Origin of the sequence: Pseudomonas sp. NPDC078416 (genome assembly GCF_050268485.1) — a bacterium.
Lineage (GTDB): Bacteria > Pseudomonadota > Gammaproteobacteria > Pseudomonadales > Pseudomonadaceae > Aquipseudomonas.
The window spans coordinates 1-22,219 of sequence record NZ_JBNNGV010000001.1 but is presented as its reverse complement, the minus strand read 5'-3'; the positions used below and the strand labels follow the sequence as shown (position 1 = coordinate 22,219).

General features: G+C 58.8%; 19 protein-coding genes and 2 pseudogenes. 2 read left to right on the top strand and 19 right to left on the bottom strand.

Translation table 11 applies throughout. The annotated features are described in order from the left end of the window. From ACQKEN_RS00105 to gcvA, 9 genes are all read right to left on the bottom strand, one after another. Positions 1-1,812, bottom strand: a complete 1,812-nt coding sequence (locus ACQKEN_RS00105) for an FAD/NAD(P)-binding protein (RefSeq protein ID WP_427682777.1) — start codon at positions 1,810-1,812, stop codon at positions 1-3. Then, positions 1,803-2,810: a 2,3-diaminopropionate biosynthesis protein SbnB gene (gene sbnB / locus ACQKEN_RS00100; RefSeq protein WP_427682775.1), complete on the bottom strand. Its 1,008-nt coding sequence runs from the start codon at positions 2,808-2,810 to the stop codon at positions 1,803-1,805. The genes ACQKEN_RS00105 and sbnB overlap by 10 nt, the downstream gene beginning before the upstream one ends. Continuing rightward, the gene (sbnA, locus tag ACQKEN_RS00095; RefSeq protein ID WP_427682773.1) at positions 2,803-3,822 is read right to left on the bottom strand and encodes a 2,3-diaminopropionate biosynthesis protein SbnA; all 1,020 of its coding nucleotides are present in this window, start codon (positions 3,820-3,822) and stop codon (positions 2,803-2,805) included. The genes sbnB and sbnA overlap by 8 nt, the downstream gene beginning before the upstream one ends. After that, positions 3,819-5,177, bottom strand: coding sequence for a SidA/IucD/PvdA family monooxygenase (locus ACQKEN_RS00090; protein ID WP_427682771.1), 1,359 nt, complete (start codon positions 5,175-5,177; stop codon positions 3,819-3,821). The genes sbnA and ACQKEN_RS00090 overlap by 4 nt, the downstream gene beginning before the upstream one ends. A gap of 54 nt (positions 5,178-5,231) precedes the next feature. Next, positions 5,232-6,179, bottom strand: coding sequence for an ABC transporter substrate-binding protein (locus ACQKEN_RS00085; protein ID WP_427682770.1), 948 nt, complete (start codon positions 6,177-6,179; stop codon positions 5,232-5,234). Beyond that, positions 6,176-7,300, bottom strand: a complete 1,125-nt coding sequence (locus tag ACQKEN_RS00080; RefSeq protein ID WP_427682769.1) for an NAD(P)/FAD-dependent oxidoreductase — start codon at positions 7,298-7,300, stop codon at positions 6,176-6,178. Before ACQKEN_RS00080 ends, ACQKEN_RS00085 begins: the two co-directional genes overlap by 4 nt. Positions 7,301-7,320: 20 nt before the next feature. Continuing rightward, positions 7,321-8,829, bottom strand: a complete 1,509-nt coding sequence (locus tag ACQKEN_RS00075; protein WP_427682767.1) for a methionine--tRNA ligase — start codon at positions 8,827-8,829, stop codon at positions 7,321-7,323. Continuing rightward, the gene (locus ACQKEN_RS00070) at positions 8,829-9,272 is read right to left on the bottom strand and encodes a cupin domain-containing protein (protein WP_427682765.1); all 444 of its coding nucleotides are present in this window, start codon (positions 9,270-9,272) and stop codon (positions 8,829-8,831) included. Before ACQKEN_RS00070 ends, ACQKEN_RS00075 begins: the two co-directional genes overlap by 1 nt. Positions 9,273-9,687: 415 nt before the next feature. Further along, positions 9,688-10,596 carry a transcriptional regulator GcvA gene (gene gcvA / locus ACQKEN_RS00065; RefSeq protein ID WP_427682763.1) on the bottom strand — a complete coding sequence of 303 codons (909 nt, stop codon included), beginning with the start codon at positions 10,594-10,596 and terminating at the stop codon, positions 9,688-9,690. A gap of 156 nt (positions 10,597-10,752) precedes the next feature. Between gcvA and ACQKEN_RS00060 the strand changes: the two genes are divergently transcribed. Both ACQKEN_RS00060 and ACQKEN_RS00055 read left to right on the top strand, forming a co-directional pair. After that, complete coding sequence (locus ACQKEN_RS00060) at positions 10,753-11,676, top strand: DMT family transporter (protein ID WP_427682761.1); 924 nt, start codon at positions 10,753-10,755, stop codon at positions 11,674-11,676. A 178-nt stretch (positions 11,677-11,854) separates the two neighbouring features. Further along, positions 11,855-12,787, top strand: coding sequence for a LysR substrate-binding domain-containing protein (locus ACQKEN_RS00055; RefSeq protein ID WP_427682759.1), 933 nt, complete (start codon positions 11,855-11,857; stop codon positions 12,785-12,787). A gap of 70 nt (positions 12,788-12,857) precedes the next feature. On the opposite strand, the gene ACQKEN_RS00050 is transcribed toward ACQKEN_RS00055, so the two are convergent. From ACQKEN_RS00050 to atpG, 10 genes and pseudogenes are all read right to left on the bottom strand, one after another. Next, on the bottom strand, positions 12,858-13,202 hold the full coding sequence (locus ACQKEN_RS00050) for a helix-turn-helix domain-containing protein (protein ID WP_427682758.1): 345 nt from the start codon (positions 13,200-13,202) through the stop codon (positions 12,858-12,860). Positions 13,203-13,327: 125 nt separating this feature from the next. Further along, positions 13,328-13,585, bottom strand: a complete 258-nt coding sequence (locus ACQKEN_RS00045; RefSeq protein WP_427682756.1) for a hypothetical protein — start codon at positions 13,583-13,585, stop codon at positions 13,328-13,330. A gap of 70 nt (positions 13,586-13,655) precedes the next feature. Further along, a pseudogene (locus tag ACQKEN_RS00040) lies at positions 13,656-14,084 on the bottom strand (methyl-accepting chemotaxis protein); the annotation flags it as partial. Between the two features lie 111 nt (positions 14,085-14,195). After that, positions 14,196-14,972: pseudogene (locus ACQKEN_RS00035) on the bottom strand (PAS domain-containing protein); the annotation flags it as partial. Between the two features lie 189 nt (positions 14,973-15,161). Beyond that, positions 15,162-16,997 (bottom strand): glutamine--fructose-6-phosphate transaminase (isomerizing), encoded by a 1,836-nt coding sequence (gene glmS / locus ACQKEN_RS00030; protein WP_427682755.1) that lies wholly within the window; start codon positions 16,995-16,997, stop codon positions 15,162-15,164. Positions 16,998-17,006: 9 nt separating this feature from the next. Continuing rightward, the gene (locus tag ACQKEN_RS00025; protein ID WP_206079319.1) at positions 17,007-17,777 is read right to left on the bottom strand and encodes a DeoR/GlpR family DNA-binding transcription regulator; all 771 of its coding nucleotides are present in this window, start codon (positions 17,775-17,777) and stop codon (positions 17,007-17,009) included. A 173-nt stretch (positions 17,778-17,950) separates the two neighbouring features. Then, positions 17,951-19,318, bottom strand: a complete 1,368-nt coding sequence (gene glmU, locus ACQKEN_RS00020) for a bifunctional UDP-N-acetylglucosamine diphosphorylase/glucosamine-1-phosphate N-acetyltransferase GlmU (protein ID WP_427682753.1) — start codon at positions 19,316-19,318, stop codon at positions 17,951-17,953. Positions 19,319-19,439: 121 nt separating this feature from the next. Then, complete coding sequence (locus ACQKEN_RS00015; protein WP_133774003.1) at positions 19,440-19,865, bottom strand: F0F1 ATP synthase subunit epsilon; 426 nt, start codon at positions 19,863-19,865, stop codon at positions 19,440-19,442. 44 nt (positions 19,866-19,909) lie between these two features. Next, positions 19,910-21,286, bottom strand: a complete 1,377-nt coding sequence (gene atpD / locus ACQKEN_RS00010) for a F0F1 ATP synthase subunit beta (RefSeq protein WP_037016914.1) — start codon at positions 21,284-21,286, stop codon at positions 19,910-19,912. Between the two features lie 28 nt (positions 21,287-21,314). Further along, positions 21,315-22,157: a F0F1 ATP synthase subunit gamma gene (gene atpG, locus ACQKEN_RS00005; RefSeq protein ID WP_427683759.1), complete on the bottom strand. Its 843-nt coding sequence runs from the start codon at positions 22,155-22,157 to the stop codon at positions 21,315-21,317. Positions 22,158-22,219 lie beyond the last annotated feature (62 nt).

The window sequence follows — 22,219 nt, the reverse complement described above, 5'->3', positions numbered from 1 at the left end:
TCAAACTATGGCCCTGACCTCAACATTCAGCCCCAACATCTCGCGGGCGATTCGGTCGGCGTCGACGAAGGCGCGGGAATAGCTGCCCGAGGACGGGACGTAGTGGTTGTAATAAGTGGAGCCTTCGACAAGAGGGCCGGTTATCCACAGATTGGGTTGGGCCTTACCTTCGCTGTCGACAAGCACGCCCTCTCCATTTTCATTCAGGCTGTGGATAATTCCGTTGCTCTTCAGCGAGCGGATGATTGAGGGCAGCGACGAAATGTCACAGGCATTGCTGACATGTGCCTTGATGACGCCTTGCAGGGGACTTGAACGCGTCGCTTGGTTATCCATGACAACCATTTTGGCCGGGGCGCCGTCAGCACTGTGGATAACTTGACAATGGTGCACCCAGTGGACGATTCCCGCATCGGCCAGGGCCAACAGTTCCTGATGACGCTCCTTCTGCGGCCCGGCGACCATTCGATTGACATGGGGCGCGTACTCTTCGAAGAAGACACGGAATGAATCAGTGGTTAGCCCACGGTTATCCACAACCCGACGGAGCTGTTCACGACAACTCCTCCACACTTCGATCGCGGCTTTGATCGGGCTTGCATCAAGTCCCAAACAACTCTGCGTGATGTCGCGCTCGATAAACGCACGCATCGCTTGGGGATAATTCGCGGCATCCATGGTCGACAAACGCGGGTTATGCACAGCCTCATCCAGCGGCAACGTCGAGAAACGTACGGCCATTTCCGCCGACACGGTCTCAAGCCGGTCCATGTAATGGGCGCGCGCAATCTCCGCTTTGATCTTGATTGCCGATTCGCCTTGTTGGGACGCAATCATCCCGAAGTATTCCGCGAGCATTTCAGCTTTGATCAACGGAAGGACCTGCTGCTCGAAATCCAGGCCGTCAGGGTTTTCCGCACGCAGACGTGCCACGGCCGGCAATGTGAAAATCAACGCAGCATTTGAGGTCCGATGGGGCACGATGTCCGGCCGAGTGCGGTACGGCGTACCGCTACGCGAGAACATATAAATAGTCGGCTCCCTTCCGCCCGGCACATAGCGCAAGCCGTCCGCCACTTCGCGAAACTGGCCTCCGCGCCCGACCGTAAGCCCCGCGACAATATCCATCGCAGTAAGACCCAGCCCTTCAATACCAAACGCTTCTGTGGATAACTCGGAATCGAGCGAGTCGTATTGTGAATAGGCGACGGAGGTTGAGTGCAGCCATCCGTTCGGACATTGCAGCGGCTGCGCGTGGCCCACTGTGATTGCCAGCCAATCCACAGAACACTCCACCTCTGCTGTGGACAGAACAAACTGCCCCATATCCGTGTGCTCTATGTTATCCACAGCGAGAGGATGATGAATGACGCGCACGTTTGCCGGCAGGCTGCGAATGACTTCCTCGTAGGTCCACGCCAGATACTCCCCCAGCCAGCGGCGCGGAAGGAACTCATTGGGCTGTACGCTGCGTTCCGCCGATTTAAAACGCAGGCACCATTCATAGAAGTTGGGTCCCTGGCGTCCCTCGCGTCCGTCGAGCGCGGGCGTGTCCGGAAACATCGAAATCTGCGAGGCAACGGTGTTGAGCATCAGGTACTCGGGCTGTTCGACGGCGTGCAAGCCTGGCCCCGGGGACTGGGGGTCAAATACGTTTACTTCGATGCGCCGGGCCGTGTTGACCGCCAGCGCACAGATACGCTCCAGCACCGTCAGCCCGCGTGAGCCACAACCGACGATGCCGATCCTGATAGCGGGTTTTTCCAGACTTGGGGATAACTTTTCGCCCGGCAGCGCTGTGCTCAGTTCCATCTCAGGGTTTCTCCAAAGAACGAGTCGATGGCGATGCCACGGGATTCTGCCAGCGCGGTGTCAACGATGAATTTGCTAAGCGCCAGGTCCAGCACGCCGAGGCCGAAAGGCGAGAAGATCGAGGGCTTTGCGGGATCAAGCTCGACCTCGCCACGGATGAGGCCGGCCAGCGTGCCGTTCATGAAAGCGCGGCCGCCGGTCAATTGTTCTGCCAGGTGCGGCGATGTGTTGGCCTTCATGCAGTGCTCGACGTCGTCGCACAAGTTGTTGGCCTCCAATAGCAGCTGTGGGGCGATATCCCGCAACGAGATGTTCAGCACGACCTGGCCGGCGCGAAACCCCATTGGCGGTTTGACGTACGGCTCGCCGGCCGTGGTGGCGAAGATCACCAACTCGGCTGCCAGCGCTTGCTCCAGTGAGTCAGTCCGAGCTGTGCATAAGTCGGCGTTTTCGATAAAGCCAGTCAAAGCGTCCGCAGACGCCTCGTCGAAATCGTGCACGACGGCGTGGCCGATGTCCCATCCCTCGACGCTGAGCATTCGTGCGATGTTGCGGGCAATCACCCCTGCGCCGATAAATCCTACTGACGCCGCTTTACGTGACTGACCGTTGAGCCAGTAAGCGCCTGACACCGCCGAGGCGGCCGTTCGCACCGCGCTGATCTGCGCGCCTTCAAGGCAAGCGTAGGGATAGCCGGTCTCGCGGTCATTGAGGATCACCACTGCCGACGCTCTCGGTTTTTGCTGCGCGACATTGCCGGGAAAACTAGAGATCCACTTGATTCCCGCCACGGCGTCCTCTCCCTCCAGCGCCGCCGGCAGCGCGATGATCCGGTTGGCGGGCTGTTGAGGGAAACGCAGAAAGTAGCTGTCCGGATTGAGGGTCTGGCTGTCATGGTGCTGCAGATACACCTGCTCGATGCGCCGCACCATGTCGTGGGCGTGACTGTCGAGAATGTCTTTGATCACAGCGCCGGGGATCACGTGAAAGTCAGACATTCAGCGCTTCTCCTTCAAAGGTGTGGACGTACTGCTTCAGATACCGGGCGATCGGCTGCGAACTGAGGGCAGTCAGCTCGCCACGCCCGAACTTCTGCATGACCCACTCGTCGTTGTAGATGGTCTCCAGGTAACGCTCGCCGGCGTCCGGCGAGATCGCCACGACAACGGCGTCTTTGGGTATTCCCAGCGAGGGCGCTGCCAACCCGGCCACTACTGTCCCGGTGGAACCGCCGGCCAGCACGCCATTGGATTTCGCCAACCAGCGACACATGGCGACGGTGGCGCGCTCATCCACTACTTGCTGCTTGTGCAAGTGATGAGCGCGGAATATCGGCGGCATCTGACTGGAGCCGAGTCCCGGAATGAAACGAGGGCCGGGGGCCTGACCGAAGGTCACTGAACCCGCGCTGTCCACCGCGATGATCTTGGTGCGCGGCGAATGCTTGCGGAAATACTGCACGCAGCCCATCAAAGTCCCGGTCGTGCCGGCGCCGACCACCAGATAGTCCAGCGCCGGAAAGGCGATATGAATCGAGCGCGCCGTGGTGTGTTCATGGGTCTTGGCGTTGGCCGGGTTACTGTACTGGTTAAGCCAGAGATGACGGGGATCACGGGCCACGGCATCGCGTATGTAACGGATGCGCGTGCCCAGATAGCCGTCGTTGTCGTCGCGCTCGGTGACGATGACGATCTGTGCGCCAAAGGCTTCCATCATCTTGATGTTGTGCAGGTTGGTATTGGGATCAACGACACAGCAGAACTTATAGCCGCGCTCGGCACAGATCATCGCCAGCGCCACCCCGAGATTCCCGGACGATGACTCGATCAGCACCGTGTCCTTGTGGATAAGTCGACGCTCGGCGTAGGAATCGATCAGGCCGATGGCCGTCTTCATCTTGATCGAGCCCGCGGGGTTGCAGGACTCAAGCTTCAGGTGCAGGTTTTCAAAACCCAGCCCTTTTACCCTGACGAAGTTCGAATCGCCGACGATGTGGGAAATGAAGTTCATGGCCGTGCCTCGACGGGCGCGGGCCGGGTGTAGCTCGGCAGGGTCACCACCGGCGCACGCTGCCGGGGCTGGGTCGCCAGCAGCGCATCGGTCAGGTGCTGCGCCCGTACGGCAACCATTGAAAACGACTGAGCGTCGCTGATGCCGTGGGTCTTTTCCGACGTGCCGTTAGCCAAAATCTGCACGCTCTCGCTGTGCTGCAGGGCGACGCGGTAATGCCGATCGACCGCAAGCGTACCGTCCTCGTCGCGGACCAGCCAGGGTTGCAGCAGGGTCAGCAGCGGCGGCACTGCGAGCTGCTCGTAGCCGGTGCCCAAGACAATGCCGTCGACGTAGAGCACGGTTTCGACGCCGGTATTGCTGTCACGCAGCACCACCGAATAGGCGTCGCCCACTTTTTCCACCGAGGCCACTTCGGACCACGCATGCAGGTTCAGACGTCGGTGGCCCGTCACCTCGCCTTCGTACAGGAAGGAGTAAAGCGCCTGACTCTCGTCGACGTCGATGCCTGCGTAATTGGTCGACCGGATCTCTTCGAACACCCGGCTGCGTCGGCCCGGCTCAAGGTCGTGGAAGTAGTCGATGTGCTCTGGCAGGAAGGCCATGTTGGGAAACTGACCCAGCTGCCCCACCTTGAAACCCACGCCGCGGTGCACCGAATGCACCTGCGTGGTGGGCGCGGCGCCGAGCAGGTGCGTGACCGCCTCCCCCGCGCTTTGACCCGAGCCCAGCACCAGCCAGCGCTGGGCGATCGGACCGCCGCCGAGGTGGATGTTTTTCAGGTACTGGGACGTGTGGAAGACCCGGCCGCCGAGATGCGGGCTGAACGCGTTCGGGATCCGGGGCAGGCTGCCATGGGAAAGCACCAACCGTTTGGTGCGATACGTGCCTTTTGCAGTGACGACATCAACGCCCTTCAGGATGCCCTGTTCCGCCACCGGCAACACGTCGAGTACGCCTTCGTCGTAGGCAACGTAATCCTTGAGTTGCGCAGCGACCCACGCGATGTAGTCGGACCATTCGACCCGGCTGGCCGGACGCCCGAGCAGGCCGAACGTGTGCAGACGACCCTTTTCCTTCAGGTACATGGCGAAGGAGAAACGACTGCGCGGATTGCGCGGCGTCACCAGGTCTCGAAAGACATGGTGGTTGATGTCGGTGCCCGCCAGCAGAAACGCGCCGTGCCACGTTGAGTCACGCCCTTTTTCGAAGAAGCGCACGCGCTGGAAAGGCTTGCGACCGTCGTCTTCTGTTTCGTCCTCCAGCGCACAGGCCAGCGCGATACCGGCCGGGCCGAAGCCTACCGAGATGACGTCCAGCGTTTCACGCACACCTTCGATTTCATACTGAGTCATGGTCTTTCTTCCTGAAAGTTGCAAAAGAGGTGACGAGCTTTAGGGCAGACCGCTTCAACACAGCAGACGCCGCTCGTGGACGTGCTCGTCGGTGTAGAGCCACAGCGAAACCCGGGCATGATCGTTCTCCCCGTCGCTGAAACTGACAGGGCCGGCAGGGGTGGCAAAGTGATCAAAACGTAGCGCGTCCAGCAGTCCGCGCTGATCAGCGGCGGCTCGGTCGACCAGGGCAAACGCTGCAAGCGTCTCGACGGCGTAAACCGGCGCCTGTTCGGCGTAGATCTGTTGATAAGTCGCATCCAATGACTGTGCCTCGGCCAAATCTCCCGCGATGGGAAAGCTGATGACGTACACAATCCCGGTTCGCGCCAGGCCTTCCACCAGCGCCGGTGAAGCGGCGTCGTCGGTGAAGAAAATCGGCAATTCACAGCCACCAGCGCGCTTATCCACAAGGAAATGCCGGCTGGCTCGCAAACGTCCGCAAAACACTACAGCGTCGGCATTATTCGCATCATCTACCAACTCAACTGTGGATAACTGCGCGGCCGCGTGCAGTTCCTGCATCTGCTGGCGCCCATGCAGGCTCGGGTCGGTGAATAGCGCCAGCCGGTGCAAGCCTTGGGTTTCGGCAAATTCAATCAGGCGCGTGGCCAAGAGTCGGTCAGACGCACAAATGCGGAACGTGGTGTTCCCTGCGCGGGTCAAGGCTGCGCAGGTGGATGCGGGCAGGATCAGCGGAATCCCGGCCTGTGCATAACTTTCCACCGCTACGGCGGCTGAGTCCGACGCGAAATGCCCAATCACAGCATCCACCTTCGCGTCGATGAAATACCTGGCCGCCGCACGGCCGCCCTCTGCGCTCGCGCCGTCATCAAAGTAGAAGTGGCGCGCGCGGCGCACATGGGGAAATAGATGGCTGGACAGGTACACGCTGCGCAAGAAACCGCGCGCGTGCAGTGTGGTGCCGACGTCGAGTGCCGCGCAGATACCCAGGCGCATCATGACAACGCCACCTCGGCGAACCGCGAAGGGCGGAACGCTTCCATGACCGATTTGTAAGCCGCATCCATCGACACACCGGACATCAATCCGCCCAGCTCGAACGCCAGCAACTCGGCAACATTCGGTGCCATTTTGAAGCCGATGCCGCAAAACCCGGTGGCGAGAAACAGGTGGCTCTTGGCGCTGGAGCGGCCAATCAGCGGGCGACCGTCTTCGGTGTATGCGTCCCAGCCGACCTGTGTGACCACCGGCAAATTGTGGTGCCGGTCGTAGCCCAGACGAGAGACGCGGTCCATGACGTCCTGCTCGTTATCCAGCGGCGACATGTTCAGCTGATCCGCATGTTCTGCGCGCTGGCGCCGCTGGCCGCCCACTTGCACCAGATTGCGGCCCAGCGGCAGCAGGTAGGTATTCAGGTGGTGAGCGATAATCGGCATGCTCGGGGCCTGGTCGCAGCCGAAGCGCGTGAACGGAATCGTCCGCGCATGCACCGCATTGTTCGGCCGGGGCAACGGACCGCTGGCGCCACAGGCATCGACGACCCATGTCGCTTCCAGACACAGCTTGCCGGCATGAACCTGAACATAGCCGTCCAGTTCGACGCAGCGGTCGACGGCCAGGTGATCGAGGTACGTCGCCTTTTCACTGACGTAACGGCACAGATTCGACACCGCGACGCGAGCATCGACCGTGCCGCCATTGCGTTCGATAAGCAGGCATTCGCCGACACAAAACGGCGAGAAACGCCCGTTATCCAGGGCGTCGACGGAAGCATGCAGCTCAATGCTCTCGGACCCTTCGCTGTCCACCGCTTCCAGGTATTGCCCACACACTTCGGCGCTGGCGATGTAAGCGACGCCACTGCGATTCAGTGCGCTCTCGTAGAGGGCGTGGACGATGCCTGGATTGCCGTAAAGTGATCCGCGCCGGGTCAACGGACGCAGCGCGGCGTCCAGCTCCAGACCGCGAACGATGCCGCCCGTGTCCCGCGTTGCGCCCTGGGCGCCAGCGATGCCTTTCTCCATCAGCGCCACATCGAGGCCGCTTTCGACCAGCGCCGCTGCAATCGAAGCGCCCATGATGCCGGCTCCGATCACGATCACATCAAATGAAGTTTTCATCGTCGTCGCGCGCCTCTCGGTCAGATTTCGTACTCGACCGCACTGACATAAACCAGCTGTTGCAGGACTTCGTTTTCAGTAAAACGGCAATGACGCAGGATCTGTTTCGCCAGATCCGGGAACACCGGCGCGCCGATGGCACCGATCAGCGCCATGTACGGCAGAATCCGCTTGCCGAGGGTTTGACGATCACGGGCGGCGTTGATGATGTCCGACAGCAGCACCGCGAGTCCCTTCATGCTGAAGTGATCCACCGACGTCGCTTCGAACCAGCGCGCTATCAGAATTTTGAGGGCCGCGGCGTCCGCCGCACTGACTTTCAGGGTGTCGCCGTCCACCCGTTCGCGCTCGGCCTGGGCGGCCAGCTTCACCAGCACTTCGTTGAAGGTTTGCTCACGCCAGGCGGAGAACTTCTCGACATCGAAATCATCGGTGTCCTGTTCCGGCGCGATCAGCGCCAGATAGAAGCGCGCGCTGTCGGTGCAGGCTTCTGCCACCAAGTCCCGCGCCCATATTGCATAGTTGCGGCTGGTGGAAAGGTTCTTGCCGTTCAAGGTCAGAAACTGGTTGGTGTAGAAGGTCTGGCGCATGCGATAGCCGTGCATGGTCTGCAGCAGAGACGGGTAAACCATCATGTGACTGAAGGCGCAGTCGTAACCCAGGAAATGCACCAGCCGGCCTTTGCCGGAGCGGCAGTATTCGTCGTACTCCCACGGCGCAAGCTTGTGTTCGTTCAAGTATTCGCGAAAGGCCGCCAGGTAACCCGACAGCCCCATGACCCAGGTATGTATGCGCCGGCTGCCATCTTGTTTGAGGTCCAGCCCGCCGTCATGGGGTCGGGTAACGCCCCAGTCCACAGGACCGATTTCGAATTCTTCATCCAGAAAACGGCGAATGAATGGCCGCAGCGGCGCATGTTCGAAGGTGCTTTTGAGGTGGTTGCGGAAGTTGGACAGCGCCAGAAACTCACGCTCTATCGGCCGCCAGATCATGGGTGCCGCGCATAATTTGCAGCGGAAGTTGTTCATCTTCGAGGCATTGGGGGTGTGCGCGCACTCTTCGCACTGGCTGGCATCCGAGTCCGAGCCACAGTGATCGCAGTTACCCCGCCCGAACGCTTCGTAGCCCCACTTATCACAGTGTTCGCAATACGGTTCCTGGCTGACCTTTTTGTAAATGGCCCCCGCCTTTACCGCGTACTCGTACATCTCCTCGACAGCGTTCTTGAAGTAGCTGTTGCGGTACGGGCGCATCCAGAAATCCACCTGGATGCCCATCTTCTCAAGCGTGTCGTTGATCTTGTCGGTGTTCTCAAGCGCCAGCGCTTGAGGCGCGCGGTCCAGCTCGATACCTCGACGCAGCATGTAGGACTGATAGTCATCGGAGTATGAGACGAGGGTGCAATCGTGGCCGCGTTGGCGCTGTGCGCGGGTGTAGATGTCCGCTGCGAGAAAAGGCCCCGCCATATGACCAATGTGCAAATCACCATTAGGCGTCGGCGGCGTGATCGTAACGAGTAACTTGCCCATTACGACGCCCTCTGATCGGACACGTCATGAACCGTCGCCCGCTGCAGAGCAAACTCGTTGGCAGCCATCGCCTGCTGGGCGTCCTCATCGAGGAAGCGGTTGGCGGAATCGCGATCCCACCACACCACGTAGAAATGGAAGTCTTCGTCCGTGTCGTTGAACACATAGTGATCGGTGTGTTTGGGAATGGCGGCGATGTCACCCATAGTGAACGGGTACGTCTGATCTCCCACGATCAACTGTGCGGTGCCTTTGATGCCGATAAAAAATTCCTGGTCTATCTGCGTGTGCGACAAGGATTTGGTGTGGGGTCGCACGACGCACCAGCCACCACCAATGGGCGTCGGATAGCCGTTCCACGGCAGTAACCTCGCGCCATCCAGGTCATATTCATGAACCAGTTTGTCCCACGCCATAGGGCGAAAAATATCGAAATCAGTCATGAGGTTTTCCTTCAGCCAGAGCATCCTGCTCGCTGTTTTATCGGCGCCAGACTGAGCTGACGGGCACGTGCCAGTTAAGGGATAAACTGAAGAAAAGTGCGCGAGGGGGCAAACTAGAAATCCGCAATCAGCGGTTAAGTTTGACTTAACAGTGCTTGGCTTAATTATTTGAATAATCAGTAAGTTGACCGGCTTTAGCCGCGTGGGTGTATCACCCACGGACACTGAAGCAGGACTTAACTGACCTGATAACTAACCAAGACTTCATTACCCCGCAGAAATTGAGGGTGTAGGTACTGGCCTGTTCCCGGCTGAAGCCAGTCCTACTGACACACCGCGTACTCACTGTAGGACCGGCTTTAACCGGGAAAACGTCGATGGCTACAACGCAGAATCGAGGGTGCGTAAACGCAAACTATCGCGTGGTGAACTCACGCTGACTGGCGGTGGCCTGAGACACCAGCCAGTCACGAAACTGTTTGCTGGATCTGGGGAGAATGGCCGTCTCGTCATACACCAGGTAATAGGCAATCGGCGTGTCGATCGTCGCACGAAACGGCACGACCAACCGGCCGGACGCCAGCTCTTCCCGAATCAGCGACCGGCGTACCAGCGCAATGCCCATTCCCGCCAGCGCGGCCTCGATGACCCCGTTGGAATCCACGAACACCGAGCCTTTGTGCACCGCGGCCTCGCCGTCTTCGATACCCACTGCACGGAGCCATAACGCCCAGTCTTCGCGGTGTTCGTCGTGCAGGAGGTTGTAGCTTTTCAGATCAATGGGCGACGACAGATATCGGGAATCCGGCAGCAATGAAGGGCTGCAGACAGGTTGCAGTCGGTCGTTGATCAGCATCTCCACTTCCAGGCCGGGGTAACGCCCAAGGCCATGGCGCACGGCGAAGTCAACGCCGTCGCCGAGCAAATCAACCAGCCTATTGGTGGTGCTGATCAGCACCTCGATGCCGGGGCAGATGGCCTGAAAATCAGGCAGCCGGGGCAGCAGCCATTGCATGGCAAAGCCACTGGTGCAACTGACGGTGATTGTATTGGGGCCGTTGTCGCTCATCAGGCGCTGGGTGGCGTCGGAGATCTGCCCGAGCGCGGGGCGAATGGCCCGCAGGTAAATCTTGCCCTCGGCGGTCAGCTCCAGGCGTTTTGTATTGCGGATGAACAGCGTGACACCAACGGCTTTTTCGAGCTTGGCGATCTGTTGGCTAATGGCCGCAGGGGTTACGAACAGCTCGCCCGCCGCGCCTTTCATGCTGGCGTGGCGCCCCGTCGCTTCAAAACACAACAGCGCGTGCAGGGGCGGAAATTTCATGCCTGACCTCGGTTAAGAAAATCTAATGTGCTTAAGAAAAGCTCGCTTGAGCACCGCCCCAGACACTGCTCAAATCATCACACCCTGACTCGACGAGCGTCAATCAACAACTTCTCGGTCAACGGATCAGCGATACGGATCAAGAAAGGAAGCGCAATGAAAGTCTCCGACTATGTTCGACTGATTGTTCTGGCGGCCATTTGGGGAGCCAGTTTTCTGTTCATGCGCGTGGCTGCCCCGGTACTGGGCGCATTGCCGACCGCCTTTTTTCGGGTACTGCTCGGCGCCATTGGCTTAATGGTTATTCTGGCTATTTTAAGAACCCGGCATGAGTTCAACGGCAAGTTCAAATCCACTTTGATCCTCGGCATTATCAATTCCGGCATTCCCTTTTTGATGTACAGCATGGCGGCCCTGTTATTACCTGCGGGTTATTCCGCCATCTTGAATGCGACCACTCCATTGATGGGCGTATTAATAGGCTCAGTGTTTTTCAATGATTCCCTGACACCCAAAAAAGCGGTCGGCGTGTTTCTCGGTTTGCTGGGGATAACGTTGCTGACCACCACAGGCCCGGTGACGTTCACCACGTCTGTGGTCATGGGCGCACTCGCTTGCCTGGTCGCGACCAGTTGCTACGGCGCAGCAGGGTTCCTGACCCGTCAGTGGATCGGCGACCGGGGAGGCCTGGATGCCAAGCTCGTGGCGTTCGGCAGTCAGATTGGCGCAACGCTGTTTTTGCTGCCTTTCTTCGCCGTCTCTGCAACCGTTAACCCGCCGGCCACGTGGGGCGACTCAACCGTATGGCTGTCACTGGCAGCGGTTGGTTTCGTGTGCACGGCCTGCGCTTACATTTTGTACTTCCGCCTGATCGCCGATATCGGGCCGGTGCGCTCGCTGACCGTCACTTTCCTGATTCCGCCCTTCGGCGTCCTCTGGGGTGTGATGTTCCTCGGTGAAAAGGTATCCGCCGGGCACCTATACGGCGGCGGCCTCATCTGCCTGGCGGTCTGGTTCGTGTTGAGCCAAAGCAAGCCGAAGCCGGCACCTGTTCCTCAGGAACGCGCCGCCACAACCTGATAGCAACGTTATCCACACCTGATTTCGGCGCCGGACGAACACCTGGCCGGGCCCGGCTGCGCCTGAAATATCCAGCGTCGGGTGATAAGAACGCTTTGGGGATTTATCCGATGGCAACTCCAAGACGCTTTTTCGTCACTTGGCGCACTGGCAGCACTCTCACGGCGAGGTATGCAGGATGAGCAGAGCGATCCCGTTGATAGCCCTCCGCACGTTCGTCGAGGTGTGCAAGGCCGGGAGTATGAAACGTGCAGCGGATCAGCTGTGCGTCTCGCCGGCGGCCATCAGTCAGCAGATCAAAGGGCTGGAGGACCAGATCGGCAGGCGCCTGTTCGAGCGAGATGCCAAGGGCATCCAGCTCACCCCTTCCGGACGCAGCCTGTTCGACGAACTCGCAGGCACTTTCGACGTCATCGAAAAAGCCTGGTCGCGCGCCGCACTCAAGGCGCCACGTCAGACGCGCCTGGTGATCAGCACAACGTCCACCATCGCCAGTTCGTGGCTGATCCCGGCACTGGGTGGTTTCAAGGAGCGTTGCCCCAACGTCGAAATCTCGATTCAGATCTGTAACGGTCTTTCTGAGCTCAAGCACGGCCATGTGGATATCTGCATTCAGCGCGAGATGGCAGCCAGTTGCGAAAACCACGCCACGCATTTGTGGTCGTCCTATCTGATTCCCGTGTGCAGCCCGCATCTGCTCAGAACCCAGCGCAACATCGAGAGCCCGCAGGATTGCCTGACGTTCCCGCTGCTACAGGACACCGAGCGCAATTATTGGAAGGTGTGGATGAACGCGTTCGGCATGAGCAACCGCAAGATGATTCAGGGTTCCAGTTATGGCGACGAGTCCCTGTTGATAAGTGCGGCCTGCGCCGGCCAGGGCATCGCGCTGGTCAACAGCGTCTTCGCTTCCGAGGCCCTGCAAAGCAAGAGGCTGGTGCAGGTCACCAATGCCACGGCAGAGCTCAAGTTCGACTATTTCGTGTATTGCGCGAAAGAACGGCGCGAGGAGTGGGCGATTGCGGAGTTCATGAAATGGGCCGTGCAGCAGGCGGGTAAGACCGCGAAGGGGCATGTGCGGGAGATTGAAAGCGCGAGCCAGGTGGCTTGATCGTTGTTCGGCGACTTGAGCAGACAGTCGATCGGCGCCAATGCTTGACCATAGATATAGTCGCGAGACATCAAAAGTCCTCCGACTTGGGTTTCGCCAACCGTACCCGTCGCCCTGCGATGCTGTCTTTTGCGTCTTCGTCGCTGGCATAGCGGATAATTTCCGACGTTTTTTCGATACCGTCCAATGGCGAGAAAACCAGATCGTTCAAGCCCAAGCGCCACAGCACCAACATAAACGATCTTAAATCGACGCGCTCCGAGCCGTTTTCGATTTTGCGTAGCGTGTGCGCGGAGATGCCGACTGCCTTAGTGAGATCAGCCTGGCGCAAGCCTTGTGATAAGCGTCGAGCCTTTACCAAAAGCCCGATTCTAGCGAGGCTATCGGAGCAGGCGACGGGGAAGAAGTCATCCATAAAACGCACCTAGGTTAACCTTATGAGGCTTAAGGTAAACCAGCTGGCGCTTTAAAACGATCTGATAGCTCCATAATGCGCGCTTAAATGCGCGTTATATGACCTGACGCTTATCGTGGTCAGCTTTATGTTTGAATGCCCACTGATTCGCGCGATGCGACTTCAGCTGCGGGATTGCCCATGCGCCACTGGCTTGCGCTACGAAAGCACCGTGAACGTTCGTTACGGACATCATAGAACAGCTGTGTGGCCTGCTCGCCAGTCACAGTCCCTTCTGTTCGTGCCTGCTCAATCCGAGTGAGTAGCGCGTCGCACTCATCTTCCAGTCTGGGCCGGTCGACCTTATGCAGATCGTTTATGGATTGCTTGAGAGCATCGAGCATAAAGATCACCTGGATCGCGCTTTACCTTGGGGTCACTCAGAGGTGCAGACGTGAAGCATTGCAGCAACCATTACTGCCCGGCTTGACCCGAGAACTGCTCAACGGCGACCACAACACTGTTGGCACCTTGCTGAATGTCCTTGATCACCTCGTCCGCCTCACTGGCCAAACCCAGCGCCGCCCCGGCTTGCTGTCTGCTGTTTCCGATCAGGGTCACCGCGCTGGACGCCAGAACCTGATTGTTTTTCACGACCTCGAAGATTTCCGCCGTCGCTTTAGTGGTTCGAAGGGCCAGATTTCTGACCTCGTCGGCGACTACAGCAAAACCCCGGCCCTGTTCCCCGGCACGTGCGGCTTCGATTGCTGCGTTCAAGGCCAAGAGATTGGTCTGGTCAGCGATGCTGCCGATGGTTTTGACGATGGTGCCGATTTCCTGGCTCTGGGCATCCAGCGCTTCAATGCCATGGGCAGCATCGTCCATCAGCGCCGAAAGCGTATTGAGGGTCGTGACGGTGCTCTGAATGACTTCGCGACCTTGCTGTGCGCTGGCATTGGTTCGAACCGACGTGCCGTGGGCCATGCCGGCTGCTTCGGAGACAGCGCGCTCGCGGGTGACCTGGTCGGTAATAACGGTGGCTATTTTGGCAATCTTGTACAGCTTGCCATTGGCATCCACAATTGGATTGTAGGAAGCCTCCAGCCATACCTCGTTGCCATATTTATCCACCCGGCAAAACCTTCCCGCGACATAGGATGCCTGTCTAAGGGTCCCCCAGAACTGATCATATTCTTCTGACTGAGCGTCGGATGGCGCGCAAAAGATTCGGTGGTGCTTGCCCAGGATTTGGGGAAGCGTATAGCCCATAGCGTCCAGAAAGTTCTGATTGGCTGTCAGCACTAACCCATCCAGAGAAAACTCGATAACGGCCGTGGAGCGCATCAGAGCGCCCACCAGTGCTTCGTTCTCCCTAGAGGCTTCAATGGTCCTGGTCAGCACGCTTGAATACAAAACGATTCGTTCGACCCGGCCGCTGTCTCCTGCGAAGGGGATAACGATTGCCCGTAGCCAGACGTGTCGCCCTTCACGGCTGCACAGGCGCAACGTGCCGCTGTAATGCTTGCCTTGGGCAACTGCATCAAGAGCCCGCCGCTGATGTACGTCACCGCTCAGTTCAGACGGACTTAATTCACGCAGGGCACGACCGGACAATTCAGCCTGGGTGAATCCCAGCTCTGTTTCAAACAGAGCATTCACCTCCAGGATGACGCCTCCCGCATCCAACGTGACCGACACGGTTTCGAGATCCAGCGTGGCCTTGACCTGCTCAAGAGCCCCCAGCCGTTTTTCCAATTGCTGGATTTTGTCTTTTAACCGGGTGTTGAACATGGGGGCCGCTCGCGTTGACTTGAGAAGCTATCGACGCGGCGAGGGAAACCTTGAGTAGCATGGCCAGCATGCCTGATGGCTGGTGCAGATCAAGCATTGGGTCCAATCTGTAGGCCGTCCTTTTCCTACACATTAACAACCTGCGACTGCTCTTATTCCCAAGAACCACCGCAGTACACTGTGGATAACTTATTCCACAGTCACAGACTTCGCCAAATTACGCGGCTGATCCACATCCGTACCCTTCAGCACTGCCACGTAATACGAAAGCAGTTGCAGCGGGATGGTGTACAGAATTGGCGTCAGGGCGTCGAGGATATGGGGCATGGAAACCACATGGGTGCCCTCTCCATTGACCAGCCCGGCCTGTTCATCAGCGAAGACGATCAGCTCGCCGCCCCGTGCACGGACTTCCTGCAGATTGGATTTCAGCTTCTCCAGCAGCTCGTTGTTAGGTGCGACGGTGACGACGGGCATGTCGCTGTCCACCAGTGCCAACGGGCCGTGTTTCAGTTCGCCGGCCGGATAGGCTTCGGCGTGAATGTAAGAGATCTCCTTGAGCTTCAACGCCCCTTCCATCGCCACCGGGAATTGCGCGCCACGGCCCAGGAACAGGGTGTGGTTCTTCTCGGCAAACAGTTCGGCGATTTTTTCCACCGTCGTGTCCATCGCCAGCGCTTCACCCAGGCGGGTCGGCAGGCGGCGCAGTTCTTCAACCAGTTCTGCTTCCACACCAGCGCCCAGAGTGCCTTTGACCTGACCCAGTGACAACGTCAGCAGCATCAGCGCGACCAACTGGGTGGTGAACGCCTTGGTCGACGCGACACCGATTTCCGGGCCGGCTTGAGTGAGCAGGGTCAGATCGGATTCACGCACCAGCGAACTGATGCCCACGTTGCAGATCGCCAGGCTGGCAAGGAAACCCAGTTCCTTGGCGTTACGCAGCGCGGCCAGGGTATCGGCGGTCTCGCCGGATTGGGAGATCGAAACGAACAGCGTGTCCGGCTGGACCACGACTTTGCGGTAGCGGAATTCGCTGGCGACTTCGACCTGGCAGGGTATGCCGGCCAGGCCCTCGAGCCAGTAACGCGCGACCATGCCGGCGTGATAGCTGGTGCCGCAGGCGACGATCTGCACGTTGCGCACTTTGGCGAACAGCTCCGCCGCTTGCGGCCCGAATGCCTGCACCAGCACCTGCTGCTGACCCAAGCGGCCTTCGAGAGTGCGCTGCACCACTTTTGGCTGCTCGTGGATTTCCTTGAGCATGAAGTGGCGGTACTCGCCTTTGTCCGCCGCTTCTGCACCCTCGTGGTACTGAACAATCTCACGCTCGACAGGGAGGCCGGATGCGTCCCAGATCTGCACGCTGTCGCGACGGATCTCGGCGATGTCGCCCTCTTCCAAATACATGAAGCGGTCCGTCACCTGACGCAACGCCAGCTGATCGGAGGCGAGAAAGTTTTCCCCAAGGCCCAGACCCACAACCAGCGGGCTGCCACTGCGAGCGGCAATCAGGCGATCCGGCTGTTTTGCACTGATTACCGCCAGGCCATAAGCACCGTGCAGTTCCTTGACCGTAGCCTTCAGGGCAGCGGCCAGATCGGGTGTGTCCTGCAGTTTATGGTGCAGCAGGTGGACGATGACTTCGGTGTCCGTGTCAGACGTGAACACGTAACCCAAACCCTTCAAACGCTCGCGAAGCGGCTCATGGTTTTCGATGATGCCGTTGTGCACCACAGCCAGTTGCTCGTTGGAGAAATGTGGGTGCGCGTTGTGCTCCAGCGGTGCACCGTGGGTTGCCCAGCGGGTGTGGGCAATGCCGAGGCGGCCTGTGACCGGCTCGCCCGCGAGTGCCCGCTCCAGTTCGTTGACCTTGCCGACCCGACGGCGACGCTCGAGCACGCCGGCGTTGTTGAATAACGCTACGCCAGCACTGTCGTAGCCCCGGTATTCCAGGCGCTTGAGGCCCTCCAGCAGGATGGCAGTGACATTCCGTTCAGCAACAGCGCCGACAATTCCACACATGGTCTTCTCCTAGGAAACAGCAGCGCAAATCAAGGTTACGCCGCGAGCCTGAATTTGTTCGCGTGCCTCTTGAGGCAGGCGGTCATCGGTAATGAGGGTATGGACGCTGCTCCACGGCAGCTCCAGATTGGGAATTTTGCGACCGACCTTGTCGGCCTCGACCATCACGATCACTTCCCGGGCGACTTCGGCCATCACCCGGCTAAGGCCGAGCAGTTCGTTGAATGTGGTCGTACCGCGGGTCAGATCAATGCCGTCGGCACCGATGAACAGCTGATCGAAGTCGTAGGAACGCAGCACCTGTTCAGCCACCTGGCCCTGAAACGACTCCGAATGCGGGTCCCACGTCCCGCCCGTCATAAGCAGGACCGGTTCGTGCTCCAATTCACCCAGCGCATTGGCGACATGCAGGGAATTGGTCATAACCACGAGGCCCGGCTGTAGACCCAGTTCCGGAATCATCGCAGCCGTAGTACTGCCGCTGTCGATGATGATCCGTGCATGTTCCCGGATGCGCGCAACAGCCGCGCGGGCGATGGCTTGTTTGAACCTGGAAACGGGCTGCCCGGGTTCGCCGATCAATTCCTGGGGCATGGGGATGGCACCGCCGTAACGACGGAGCAGCAACCCATTGCTTTCGAGCGCAGCCAGATCCTTACGGACTGTCACCTCGGAGGTCTCAAAGCGTTTTGCCAACTCGTCCACGCTCACTTCACCCTGCTCATTGAGCAAAGCAAGAATGTTATGGCGGCGTTGAGGCGTATTACGTTTCGACATGATGGGCTTAAGTTTCGTTTCGAAAGTTAACGAACGCAATGAAAGCTCATCGAAAGATATACGTCAAGAGGGATTGGGCATTCGGTGGATGAAAGAGGATGCATTTGAACGATTGCCGCTCAGAGACCGGTATCGGCTGCCTGAATGGCAAGCAGCCGATTTGATCTGTGGATAACTTAGTCTTTCTTGATTTTCACCGGACGCTTCCACCCTTCGATGTTGCGTTGGCGCGCACGGGCGACCGCAAGCTGTTCGGCGGGTACATCCTGATTGATGGTAGAGCCGGCGGCAGTGCTAGCGCCCGACGAGATATGCACAGGGGCGACCAGCGAGTTGTTCGAGCCGATGAATACGTCTTCGCCCATCACCGTCTTGTGCTTGTTCGCGCCATCGTAGTTGCACGTAATGGTGCCAGCGCCAATGTTGGTGCGCGCGCCGATGACGGCGTCACCCAGGTAGGTCAGATGACCTGCCTTCGCGCCCTCGCCCAGATGAGCGTTCTTCAGTTCAACGAAGTTACCCACATGAGCACGGGCGTCGAGCACACTGCCCGGGCGCAGACGAGCGAAAGGCCCTGCATCCGCGCCTTCGCCAACGATCGCGCCTTCAAGGTGACTATTCGCCTTGATGATGGCGCCCTTGCGCAAGGTGCTGTCCTTGATCACGCAGTTCGGCCCGATCGAGACGTCGTCTTCGATGACGACTCGCCCCTCAAGAATGACGTTTACGTCGATCATCACGTCGCGGCCAACGGTGACGTCGCCACGAACGTCGAAGCGCGCCGGGTCGCGCAGCGTGACGCCCAACGCCATGAGTCGGCGGGCTTCGCGTTGCTGGTAATGACGCTCGAGCTCGGCAAGCTGCTTACGATCGTTGGCGCCCTGCACTTCCATCGCATCTTCAGGTTGTGCGGTGGCGACTACCAAGCCATCGCTGACGGCCATTGCGATAACATCGGTCAGGTAATACTCACCTTGAGCGTTGTTATTGGAAAGGCGGCCAAGCCAGTCGGCCAGGCGCTTGCCCGGTACGGCGAGAATCCCGGTGTTCCCTTCCTTGATAGTCTTCTGCGCTTCGGTTGCATCCTTGTGCTCGACAATGGCGCTGACGCGGTGCTGCGTGTCACGAACGATGCGGCCATAACCGGTCGGGTCTTCCAGCGCGACCGTCAGCAGACCCAACTGCTGATCATTTATCAGCGCGAGGAGTCGGTGCAGGGTCTCAACTTGTATGAGCGGGACGTCGCCATAAAGAATGAGCACCGTCTCGGCCGTCAGCGCGGGCAACGCTTGAGCAACAGCGTGGCCAGTGCCCAATTGTTTGTCTTGAAGCACGAAATTCAGATCATCTCCCGCCAGTTGATCGCGGACCCGCTCGGCGCCATGGCCGATAACCACATGAATGCCCTGTGGCGAAAGCTGGCGTGCGCTGTGGATAACATGGCCGAGCATCGATTTACCGGCCACAGGGTGCAGAACCTTGGGCAGAGCTGAACGCATGCGAGTGCCCTGACCCGCAGCAAGAATGACGATATCGAGAGACATGAAGGGATTCCAGACGAGCAGGCCACATTAGCCAGGCTGATGATTCAGGCGGGAAAGCCGAAAAAAGAAAAAGGGTAGCCGAGGCTACCCTTTTACTCAATCGCGCAACGAGCCGACGGGGTTAGCCGCCGAACTTCTTGCGAATTTGCTGAACGGTGCGCAGCTGAGCTGCGGCCTCCGCCAGACGTGCAGCAGCAGCTCCGTAATCGAAATCTGCGCCTTTTTCATTCAGAGCACGCTCGGCAGCCTTGACGGCCTCCTGAGCTGAGGCTTCGTCCAGATCAGCAGCACGTTGCACGGTATCGGCAAGCACTTTGACCATGTTCGGTTGAACCTCAAGGAAACCACCGGAGATGTAAAACACCTCGGCTTCGCCACCCTGCTTGATCAGGCGGATCGGACCCGGCTTCAGATCAGTGATCAACGGTGCGTGACCTGGAGCAATACCGATATCACCCAGGTTACCGTGTGCAATCACCATCTCGACCAGACCGGAGAAAATCTCTCCTTCCGCGCTGACGATATCGCAATGGACTGTCATAGCCATTTGCCTGCCTCAACCTGATTAGCGCCCGTTGCCGGGCGCCTGGATTACAGTTTCTTGGCTTTCTCGATCGCTTCTTCGATGCCGCCGACCATGTAGAACGCCTGTTCAGGCAAATGGTCGTAGTCACCGGCGAGGATGCCTTTGAAGCCAGCAATGGTGTCTTTCAGGGAAACGTATTTACCCGAGGCACCCGTGAAGACTTCAGCCACGAAGAACGGCTGCGACAGGAAGCGCTGAATCTTACGAGCGCGGGATACCAACTGCTTGTCGGTTTCCGACAGCTCGTCCATACCCAGGATCGCGATGATGTCTTTCAGCTCTTTGTAACGCTGCAGAACATACTGAACGCCGCGGGCGGTGTCGTAGTGGTCCTGACCGATCACGTTCGGGTCCAGCTGGCGCGAAGTCGAATCCAGTGGATCAACCGCTGGGTAGATACCCAGGGAAGCGATGTCACGGGACAGAACGACGGTGGCGTCCAGGTGAGCAAACGTCGTGGCTGGCGATGGGTCGGTCAAGTCATCCGCCGGTACGTATACCGCCTGGATCGAAGTGATCGAGCCTTCCTTGGTCGAAGTGATGCGCTCTTGCAGCACGCCCATCTCTTCAGCCAGCGTCGGCTGGTAACCTACTGCAGAAGGCATACGGCCCAGCAGTGCGGATACTTCAGTACCGGCCAGTGTGTAACGGTAGATGTTGTCGACGAACAACAGAACGTCGTTACCTTCGTCACGGAACTTCTCAGCCATGGTCAGGCCAGTCAGGGCGACGCGCAGACGGTTACCCGGCGGCTCGTTCATCTGACCGTAGACCAGTGCTACTTTGTCCAGAACGTTGGAGTCCTTCATCTCGTGGTAGAAGTCGTTACCCTCACGGGTACGCTCGCCCACACCGGCGAACACGGAATAACCGCTGTGCTCGATGGCGATGTTACGGATCAGTTCCATCATGTTTACGGTCTTGCCGACACCGGCACCACCGAACAGACCGACTTTACCGCCCTTGGCAAACGGGCAAACCAGGTCGATGACCTTGATGCCGGTTTCCAGGAGGTCGTTGCCGCCAGCCTGATCCGCGAACGAAGGCGCAGGACGGTGAATGCCCCAGCGCTCTTCGGTTTCGATCGGGCCCGCTTCGTCGATCGGGTTGCCCAGTACGTCCATGATCCGGCCCAGTGTCGCTTTACCGACCGGTACGGAGATGGCTGCGCCGCTGTCGATAACGTCCAGACCGCGCTTCAAGCCTTCGGTGGAACCCATCGCAATGGTACGAACTACACCGTCGCCCAGCTGCTGCTGAACTTCCAGAGTAGTTTCCGCGCCTTGTACTTTCAGCGCGTTGTAGATGCTCGGTACGCTGTCGCGTGGAAATTCCACGTCGATCACGGCGCCGATGATTTGAACGATACGTCCGCTACTCATTAGCTGGATCCTCTGAATATTTGAACCGTTAAACCGCGGCAGCGCCGCCGACGATTTCCGAGATCTCTTGGGTGATCGCTGCCTGACGCGCCTTGTTGTAGATCAGCTGCAAATCGCTGATCAGATCACCGGCGTTGTCAGTGGCGTTCTTCATCGCGATCATCCGCGCAGCCTGTTCAGCCGCGTTGTTCTCGACCACCGCCTGATAGACCTGCGACTCCACGTAACGGACCATCAAGCCGTCCAGCAGCTCTTTGGCGTCGGGTTCGTACAGGTAATCCCAGTGGTGCTTGAGTTCTTGATCCTGGGTCGCGACCAACGGAATCAACTGCTCGACCGTTGGTTGCTGAGTCATGGTGTTGATGAACTTGTTGGATACCACGGACAGGCGATCAATACGGCCCTCCAGGTAGGCATCCAGCATCACCTTGACGCTGCCGATCAAATCGTTGATCGACGGCTCTTCGCCCAAGTGGCTGATCGCAGCGACAACGTTACCGCCGAAGTTGCGGAAAAACGCCGCACCTTTGCTGCCGACCACGCACAGATCGATCTCTACGCCGTTTTCACGGTTCTTCGCCATGTCCTTGACCAAAGCCTTGAACAGGTTGGTATTCAAGCCACCACACAGACCACGGTCACTGCTCACCACGACGTAACCGACGCGCTTTACTTCGCGTTCGATCATGAAGGGGTGACGGTATTCCGGGTTAGCGTTGGCGAGATGACCAATCACCTGGCGGATGCGCTCCGCGTAAGGACGGCTAGCAGCCATGCGCATTTGAGCCTTGCGCATTTTACTGACCGCCACTTTTTCCATGGCGCTGGTGATCTTTTGCGTGCTTTTGATGCTCGCAATCTTGCTGCGAATCTCTTCATCACTTGCGCCTGGGTCGCACCGAGGGACAGCGCGGCCTGCTCGGCGGAGGCGTC